This is a genomic window from Jatrophihabitans sp. (assembly GCA_036399055.1).
In the GTDB taxonomy this organism is placed as follows: domain Bacteria; phylum Actinomycetota; class Actinomycetes; order Mycobacteriales; family Jatrophihabitantaceae; genus Jatrophihabitans_A.
This window is the reverse complement of record DASWNX010000011.1, coordinates 119,850-128,656: the sequence shown is the minus strand read 5'-3', so window position 1 is coordinate 128,656 and position 8,807 is coordinate 119,850. Positions and strand designations below refer to the sequence as shown.

General features: G+C 70.0%; 5 protein-coding genes. All 5 read right to left on the bottom strand.

Going from position 1 to position 8,807, the window contains the following annotated elements; translation table 11 throughout:
• Positions 1–115 precede the first annotated feature (115 nt).
• A complete protein-coding gene (locus tag VGB75_03725) occupies positions 116–937 on the bottom strand; it encodes a hypothetical protein (protein ID HEY0166132.1) in 822 nt (273 codons plus the stop codon).
• 146 nt (positions 938–1,083) lie between these two features.
• Positions 1,084–3,645 (bottom strand): 1,4-alpha-glucan branching protein GlgB, encoded by a 2,562-nt coding sequence (glgB, locus tag VGB75_03720; GenBank protein HEY0166131.1) that lies wholly within the window; start codon positions 3,643–3,645, stop codon positions 1,084–1,086.
• Positions 3,642–5,021 carry an aminoglycoside phosphotransferase gene (locus VGB75_03715; protein HEY0166130.1) on the bottom strand — a complete coding sequence of 460 codons (1,380 nt, stop codon included), beginning with the start codon at positions 5,019–5,021 and terminating at the stop codon, positions 3,642–3,644. The genes glgB and VGB75_03715 overlap by 4 nt, the downstream gene beginning before the upstream one ends.
• Positions 5,018–6,823: a maltose alpha-D-glucosyltransferase gene (gene treS, locus VGB75_03710; GenBank protein HEY0166129.1), complete on the bottom strand. Its 1,806-nt coding sequence runs from the start codon at positions 6,821–6,823 to the stop codon at positions 5,018–5,020. Before treS ends, VGB75_03715 begins: the two co-directional genes overlap by 4 nt.
• 135 nt (positions 6,824–6,958) lie before the next feature.
• Complete coding sequence (gene treZ / locus VGB75_03705; GenBank protein HEY0166128.1) at positions 6,959–8,767, bottom strand: malto-oligosyltrehalose trehalohydrolase; 1,809 nt, start codon at positions 8,765–8,767, stop codon at positions 6,959–6,961.
• Positions 8,768–8,807 lie beyond the last annotated feature (40 nt).

The window sequence follows — 8,807 nt, the reverse complement described above, 5'->3', positions numbered from 1 at the left end:
TCGCGCGCGGGGTCGGCTAGGGACCCCGCGCGCGACGGTGGACAAGCTGGGAAGGTGGCTGCGACGTTGGATCAGAGGCGCGGCATGCGGGGGAGCAGGGTGGCGGCGCGCCCGGTCAGGGCGCCGGCTCGGGCTCGGGCTCCGGCTCGGGCTCCGACGGGGTCTCGAGCGCGGCGAGCGCCGCCTTCGCGTCGGCCAGATCCTGGGCGGCGGTGGCCAGGGCCAGAGCCGCCTCGGCGAGGCTCGCGCGAGCGACGGCGTTGCTGGCCCGCAGCAGCACCGCGCTCGGAGCGGCCGGGATCGCCAGTGCGCGGGCCCGTGCGCTTGAGGTACTGGTCAGCGCCAGCTCCAACGCGGTGGCGAGGTCGGCCAGCGGCGCGGTGACGGTGCTGACGTCGGTTCCGGCCTCTTGCAGGGTGCCCGCTTGCTCGTGGACAGCGCCGGCGTCGGCGCTCAGCGTCGTGGCGGCGTTCTCAGCACGCGCGACGGCGGTGACCAGTTTGAACTGCAGGTCAGCCCCTTGCACGGTGCGGGCGCCGGCCTGCGTCGCGGCCTGGATCGCCTTGGTCGACGTCGCGCTGGCGACCGCGCTGGCATCGGCGCTCAACGCCGCCAGAGCAGCGGTGCTCGCCGTCAGCAGGGCGGCCTTGTCGGCAGCGGACAGCACCGTCGAGGCGGCTTCGGCGGCGGCGATCCGCTTCAGCCGGGCGACGTCGGCGGCCAGTGATTTGGCAGCGCCCTTGCGGGCGCCGGCGAGCTTGTCCACCGGCTTGTGGGCTGCCTTGCCTGAGCCGGCCTTGCCAACGGACTTGCTGTGGGCGGCTGCCTTGCCCGAGCCGGCCTTGCCGGCGGCCAGGGCGCTGCCGCCGGCTCCGAGGACTGTGCAGCTGAGAAGAAACGCAACGCCGGCGGTGACCGGACGGGACAGGCGATTCATCGAACTCCTCCATGAGATATCGATTACGGTGAGTAACCAATCGGTCAAGGAGTAGCTCGGTTTAGTAATCGCGACATTTCGCGCCGAAGCTCAGCGCCGACGCCCACGGACTTGGACGGGTGTGTCGGCCGGAGGGCGGTGCCGTCCTAAGCCGTGTGGGTCTGGGCCGTGCCGGCCTCCGGCGTGTCGACATCGCCTGCTCGGGCCTGTGCCGTGTCGGCCGGTGCCGCATCGCCTGCGTAGGCCTGCGCCGCGTCGACCCGCGTCCCGCCGGTGAGCTCGGCGCCGGGGGTGTGTCGCAGCCAGATCGCGCCCAGCGGCGGCACCCGGACGGTCGCGGAGGTGGGCTGGCCGTGCCAGCTGCCGCCTTCGGCGGTGACCGAGCCGAGGTTTCCCACCCCGGAGCCGCCATAGACCTCGGCGTCGGTGTTGAGCACCTCGTCCCAGCGGCCGGTCTTGGGCAGGCCCAGCCGGTAGTGCTCGTGCGGCGTCGGCGAGAAGTTGGCCACGCAGGCCAGCACCGAGCCGTCGTCACCCCAGCGCAGGAACGAGAACACATTGCCGCTGGCGTCGTTGGCGTCGATCCAGCCGAAGCCCTGCGGCAGGGTGTCCTGGGACCACAGCGCCCGGTCGCTGCGATACACCCGGTTCAGGTCGCTGACGGCTCTGCGCACGCCGGCGTGGTCGGCGCCGTCGAGCAGCCACCAGTCCAGGGTGCGGCCCTCGCTCCACTCGCCGCCCTGGGCGAACTCCGAGCCCTGAAAGATCAACTGCTTGCCCGGATGGGCCCACATGAAGGCGTAGAGCGCCCGCAACGTCGCCATCTGCTGCCAGCGGTCACCGGGGATCTTGTTCAGCAGCGAGCCCTTGCCGTGCACCACCTCGTCGTGGCTCAACGGCAGCATGTAGTTCTCTGAATAGGCGTAGACCATCGAGAACGTCATCTCGTGGTGGTGGTACTGCCGGTGGACCGGCTGATGCTCGACGTAGCCGAGCGTGTCGTGCATCCAGCCCATGTTCCACTTGAAGCCGAAACCCAGGCCGCCCAGATGGGTAGGGCGGGTCACCCCCGGCCAGGACGTCGACTCCTCGGCGATCGTGATCACTCCGGGCACCCGCTTGTAGACGGTGGCGTTCATCTCCTGCAGGAAGGCGACCGCTTCCAGGTTCTCGCGCCCGCCGTGGATGTTGGGCAGCCACTCGCCGGCCTTGCGCGAGTAGTCCAGGTAGAGCATCGAGGCCACCGCGTCCACCCGCAGGCCGTCGATGTGGAACTCCTCCAGCCAGTACAGGGCGTTGGCCACCAGGAAGTTGCGGACCTGGCTGCGCCCGAAGTCGAAGACGTAGGTGCCCCAGTCCGGTTGCTCGCCCCGGCGCGGGTCGGCGTGCTCGTAGAGCGGGGTGCCGTCGAAGCGGGCCAGCGCGAAGGAGTCCTTCGGGAAGTGCGCCGGAACCCAGTCCACGATGACGCCGATGCCGGCCTGGTGCAGCGCGTCGACCAGGTGCCGGAAGTCGTCGGGGTCGCCGAACCGGGAGGTGGGGGCGAAGTAGGAGGAGACCTGGTAACCCCAGGAGCCGCCGAAGGGGTGCTCGGCCACCGGCAGCAACTCGACGTGGGTGAAACCGGTCTCGCGAACGTAGTCGACCAGTTGCTCGGCCAGTTCGCGGTAACTGAGCCCCAGCCGCCAGGAGCCCAGGTGCACCTCGTAGACCGACATCGGGGCCGCGTGCCAGGCGGTCTGCGCGCGGGTCGCCAGCCACTCGCTGTCACCCCACTCATAGGAGGAGGTGAACACCACCGAGGCGGTGGCCGGCGGCACCTCGGTGGCGAAGGCCATCGGGTCGGCCTTGTCACGCCACTCACCGTCGGCGCCCAGGATCTGGAACTTGTACCGGCAGCCGTCGCCGACCCCCGGCACGAACAGCTCCCAGATGCCGGGACCGCCCATCAGGCGCATCGGAAACGCCCGGCCCGACCAGTAGTCGAAGTCCCCGACCACCCGGACGGCTTGGGCGTTGGGCGCCCAGACCGCGAAGGAGGTTCCGGTGACCTGGCCGGCGGGGGTGTCATAGCTGCGCACATGCGCGCCCAGGACGTCCCACAACTGCTCGTGGCGGCCCTCGCCGAGCAGGTGCAGGTCCAGCTCTCCGAGCGTGGGCAGCCACCGGTACGGGTCATCGACGATGATCTTGTCCTCGCCGTAGCTGACCTCGAGCCGGTAGTCGGTCGAGCCGACGTCGAGCACCGCGCCGAAGATCCCACCCGGATGCAACTGCTCCAGCGGGTAGCGCTCGCCCTTGATCACCGCGCTGACCGCGCTGGCCTCCGGGCGCAGAGTGCGGATGGCGGTCTTGCCGGCGCCGGCCGGATGCGCTCCGAGGATCGAGTGCGGCCCCGAGTGGGTGCCGGCGGCCAGCCGGTCCAGGTCCTGCTGGCTCGGCGCCGGCACGGGCTGATCCTCAGCCGCTGGGGCGTCGCCCTGGGTCTCGGCCGGGCTGGGCCCGGGGACCGGCCGCTGGGGCGGGGTGGAGATGTCGGTCGTCGTGGGCCCGGTGGCGGTCTCGATGACGGCAGCCTCGGCGGTGGTCTCGGCGGCCGCCGGCTCAGCGGGCCTCGGCGGCTGCGCCGCCGGCTTGGAGCTCGCGCGGGAGCGGGGCGTCGCCGCCGGCTTCTTGGCCCCGCCGGCGGGGTTGTGCCTTTTGCTCATGGGGTACCTGCCAATCGGTGCAAGGAGGCCAGTGGGATGGGCAGCCAGTTCGGGCGGTTGCGGGCCTCGTACACCGACTCGTAGACCGCCTTGTCCGCCTCGAAGGCGCGCAGCAGCACGGCTGCCTCCTGGGGGTCCTGGCCGCCGCCCTGGCAGTAGCCGGCGCAGAACGCCGTGCGGTTGCGCTCTGCCCACTCGGCGGCCCGGAACTCCGACTGCGGGGTGCTGCCCATGTCGACCAGCTGGTGCCGGGCCGCGTAGTCGAAGCTGCGCAGCATCCCGGCGACGTCGCGAATGGGGGAGTCGTGGGCCTGCCGGTCCCTGATGGTCTTGGCCGGCTCGCCCTCGAAGTCCAGGATCACCCAGCGGTAGGCCGTTCGCAGCACCTGGCCCAGATGCAGGTCACCGTGCACCCGCTGAATCAGCACCTGGTCGGACAGCTCGCTGAACTCGGCGTAGGCCTGCCGCAGGCCATCAGCGACCTCGGCCAGCTCCGGCACCTCCGCCAGCGCCGCGGTCAGCCGGGCGCTCATCGCCGCGGCCCGGTCAGCCAGCTCCGCCTTGTCCAGCACGGTGACCCCGAACGCGGCAGCGAGGTCGGCGTGCACCTCGGCGGTCGAGACCCCGAGCCGGTGCGCCTCGGCCGCGAAGTCGCCGCCGGCCTCTTCGGCGTGCAGGTCGGCCTCGGCCATCAGGTCGCGAACGCTGCTGGTGGCAAGCTGCCAGCCGTCCGAGGCCGTCGTCATGAACTCCTGCAGCATCGCCAGGCTCCAGGTCTGGGAGTCGAGCTCGGCGCTGACGTGACCCATCAACTTGGCGACGTGCCGGCCGCCCAGCTCGCCCAGCGCGGCGTGGATCTCGATGTCGGGGTTCATCCCGGCTTCCAGCCGCCGGAACACCTTCAGGATCGCGGCGTCGCCGAAGACCAGCGAGGTGTTGGACTGCTCGACGCTCAGGGCCAGGCTCGACTCGCGCACCGGGATCTCATCGGCCTCGACCACCCGGGTGAAGCTCACCCCGTCCACCGTGCTCTGCTCGGTCATCGCCTGCAACCACAGGCCGGTGACCTCCTTGTCGTGCAGGGCGTCATAGAGCTCGATCGGCGGCCCGCCGTCGGCGTCAGGCACCGAGCCGACCAGAGCGTGGCTCAGTTGCTCGGGCGCCTCGGTGCGCATCACCAGGGGCACCTGGTAATGCTCGACACCCTCGGGGTAACGGACGTCGGCCAGCCAGATCTGCACCAGGTGCGGCTTCTCCGACAGGGTGGCCAGCAGCCTGGCCTGCACCGTCGACTCCCGGGACTTGCCCGCGTACCAGCGCTGATGCCCCAGCCAGTCCTGCAGCACCCGGCCAACCTCAATGGCTTCAACCCTCATCGGAGTCCCTCTCTCTCGTCCGTGCCCGCACCACCCTGCTCGCGCTCGTAACGGGCCCGCTCGACGGCGCCCTCGGGCCAGTCCAGCGCCCCGGCTGCCGCCGGCAGGCCGCTGCCGCCGGGCGGCTGGCGCACCGGAATGCGCAGCCAGTAGAAGCCGTGACCGGCCACCGTCAACAGGTAGGGCAGCTCGCCGATCGCGGGGAAATGGCTGCCGCCGGTCATCTCGATCGGCTCCGATCCCTGCCAGGTCCGCAGGTCCAGCTCGACTGCCTGTGGGAACCGGGACAGGTTGTTCACGCACAGCACCACGTCGTCGCCGAAGGCCCGCACGAAGGACAGCACGCAGGGGTTGGACCCGCCCAGGTCGGTGAAGCTGCCCAGGCCGAACGCCGGATTCGCCTTGCGCAAGCCGATCATCCGCCGGGTCCACTGCAGCAGCGAGGAGGTGTTGCGAGTCTGGGACTCGACGTTGGTGACCTGGTAGCCGTAGATCGAGTCGAGGTTGACCGGCAGGTACAGCCGTCCGGGGTCGCAACTGGAGAAGCCGGCGTTGCGGTCGGGCGTCCACTGCATCGGGGTCCGGACTCCGTCGCGGTCGCCGAGCCAGATGTTGTCGCCCATCCCGATCTCGTCGCCGTAGTACAGCACCGGCGAGCCGGGCAGTGACAGCAGCAGCGCGGTGAACAGCTCGATCCGGTTCAGGTCGTTGTCCAGCAGCGGGGCCAGCCGCCGCCGGATGCCGATGTTGGCCTTCATCCGCGGGTCCTGGGCGTACTCGTTCCACATGTAGTCGCGTTCCTCGTCGGTGACCATCTCCAGGGTCAGCTCGTCGTGGTTACGCAGGAAGATCCCCCACTGGCACTTGTCGGGGATCGGCGGCGTCTGGGCCAGGATCTCCGAGATCGGATACCGGCTCTCACGGCGGACCGCCATGAAGATCCGCGGCATCACCGGGAAGTGGAAGGCCATGTGGCACTCGTCGCCGCCGACGGAGTAGTCGCCGAAGTACTCCACCACGTCGTTGGGCCACTGGTTGGCCTCGCACAGCAGCACCCGGTCGGGATAGTTGGCGTCGACCTCCTTGCGGACCCGCTTCAACACCTCGTGGGTCTCGGGCAGGTTCTCGCCGTTGGTGCCGTCCCGGACGAACAGGTAGGGCACCGCGTCCAGCCGGAAGCCGTCGATGCCCAGGTCGAGCCAGAACCGCAGCGCGTCCATGATCGCCTCGACCACGGCGGGGTTGTCGAAGTTCAGATCCGGCTGGTGGGAGAAGAACCGGTGCCAGAAGTACTGCTTGCGCACCGGGTCGAACGTCCAGTTGGACGGCTCGGTGTCGACGAAGATGACCCGCGCGTCAGGGTAGCGGGTGTCGTCGTCGGCCCAGATGTAGAAGTCGCCGTACGGGCCGTCGGGGTCGCGGCGGGACTCCTGGAACCACGGATGCTGATCGGAGGTGTGGTTCATGACGAAGTCGATGATCACCCGGATGCCGCGGTCGTGGGCGGCGTTGAGGAAGTCCCGGAAGTCCTCGATCGTCCCGAACTCCGGCAGCACGTCGGTGTAGTCGGAGACGTCGTAACCGCCGTCGCGCAGCGGGGAGGGGAAGAACGGCGGCAGCCAGAGGCAGTCAACGCCCAGCCACTGCAGGTAATCCAGCTTGCCGGTCAGGCCCTTGAGGTCGCCGGTGCCGTCGCCGTTGGAGTCAGCGAAGCCCCTGACAAGCACCTCGTAGAACACCGCGCGCTTGAACCATTCGGGATCAGGCACGTCGGAGACGGGATGGTTCAGTTCGGTTTCCAACCGACGCTCCTCACATATGACGTGACCACGCTGCTCGCGGCCTGGCTCCCCCCGCAGCCCTGTTAGCCGAGTCTGCCACGTGCTGTAAGCGCTCACGTGGAGCACTCCCGGGCCGGGCCTCAGCGGCGTCGCGACTCAGCCGATCCGGACGATCGCCGCGGACTCCGGGGCCAGCCGCACGCCGCCGAACGGGGTGTCCTCGCCCTCGGTGGCCAGGCTCGCGGCGCCGGTGGCGAAGACGATCTCGGTGGCTCCGGGCACCGGCACGCTCTGCTGCCGGCCGGCCAGGTTGGCCACCACCCGCAGCTGGCCGCGGTGCACCACCACCCAGTCGCGCTCGGAGTCGAAGTCCACCTCCACCGCCGAGAGCCAGGGGTCGGCCAAGCTCGGCTCATCTCGGCGCAGCCGGATCAGGGTCCGGTACAGCTCGAGCATCTCGGCGTGCTCGCCGGTCTCAGACTCTGCCCAGTTCAGCACCGAGTCGTGATAGGCGGCCGGGTCCTGCGGGTCGACCATGGCGGAGACATCCCAGCCGTGATCGGCGAACTCGGCCAGCCGGCCCTCGCTGACCGCCTGCGCCAGCTCAGGTTGCGGGTGGGAGGTGAAGAACGGCCACCGGGTGCTGGCCGCCCATTCCTCGCCCATCCACAGCATCGGGGTGAACGGCGAGCTGAACAGCAGCGTCGCGCCGACCTTGAGCAGCGCCGGGGTGGTGATCTCGGGCAGCCGGTCACCGGCCGCCCGGTTGCCGACCTGGTCGTGATCCTGCAGGAAGACCACGAACCGCCAGCCCGGAATGCGCTCGGTGTCCACCGGCTTGCCGTGGTCGCGGCCGCGGAAGGAGGAGTAGGTCCCGTCGTGGAAGAACGCCCGGGTGAGCACTTTGGCCAGGCTGGGCAACGAGCCGAAGTCGGCGTAGTAGCCGTGCCGCTCGCCGGAGAGCATCGCGTGCAGGACATGGTGGACGTCGTCGTCCCACTGGGCGTCCAGGCCGTAACCGCCCTGCTCGCCGGAACCGCCCTGCTCGCCGGAACCGCCCTGCTCGGTCTCCGCGCGCGGGGTGATCAGCATCGCGTCGTTGAGGTCGGACTCGGCGATCAGCGGCAGCGGCCGGCCGACTTGCTCGCTGAGCTCGGCCACCTCGATGCTCAGTTGCTTGAGCAGGTGGGTCGGGGAGGAGTCGACGAGTGCGTGCACCGCGTCCAGGCGCAGGCCGTCGATGTGGAAGTCGCGCAACCACCTCAGCGCGTTGTCCAGGATGTAGCGACGCACCTCCTCGCTGCCGGGTGAGTCCAGGTTCACCAGGTCGCCCCAGGTGTTGCGCCCGCTCTTGAGGTAGGGCCCGAACTGGGGCAGGTAGTTGCCGCTGGGGCCTAGGTGGTTGTAGACCACGTCCAGGATGACCGCCAGCCCGCGGCCGTGGCAGGCGTCGACGAACCGCTTGAGGGCGTCCGGGCCGCCGTAGGGCTCGTGCACCGCGTACCACGCGACGCCGTCGTAGCCCCAGTTCCAGACGCCGTTGAACGCGTTCAGCGGCAGCAACTCCACATGGGTGATCCCCAGGTCCACCAGGTGATCCAGGCGCTCGATGGCCGAGTCCAGCGTGGCGCCCTTGGTGAAGGTCCCGATGTGCAGCTCGTAGATCACCGACCCGGGCAGCTGGCGGCCGGCCCAGTCGCCGTCCTGCCAGTGGTGGGCCGTCTCGTCATAGACCTCGCTCAGGCCGTGCACGCCGTCGGGCAACCGCTGCGAGCGCGGGTCCGGCACCGGGGTGTCGGAGTCATCGAGCAGGTAGCCGTACCGGGTGCCGGGAACCAGCTCGGCGTCCAGCTGCCACCAACCCGGTCGGGTCTGATCTGGGACCAGCTCCTCGATCCGGTCGCCGCCGACGCCGATGACCGCGCGGACCTGGGCCGCCGACGGAGCCCACACTGCGGGTCGCATCCTCGCCTCGCCTCGCCTTCTTGCCTTGATGCTCAGACCT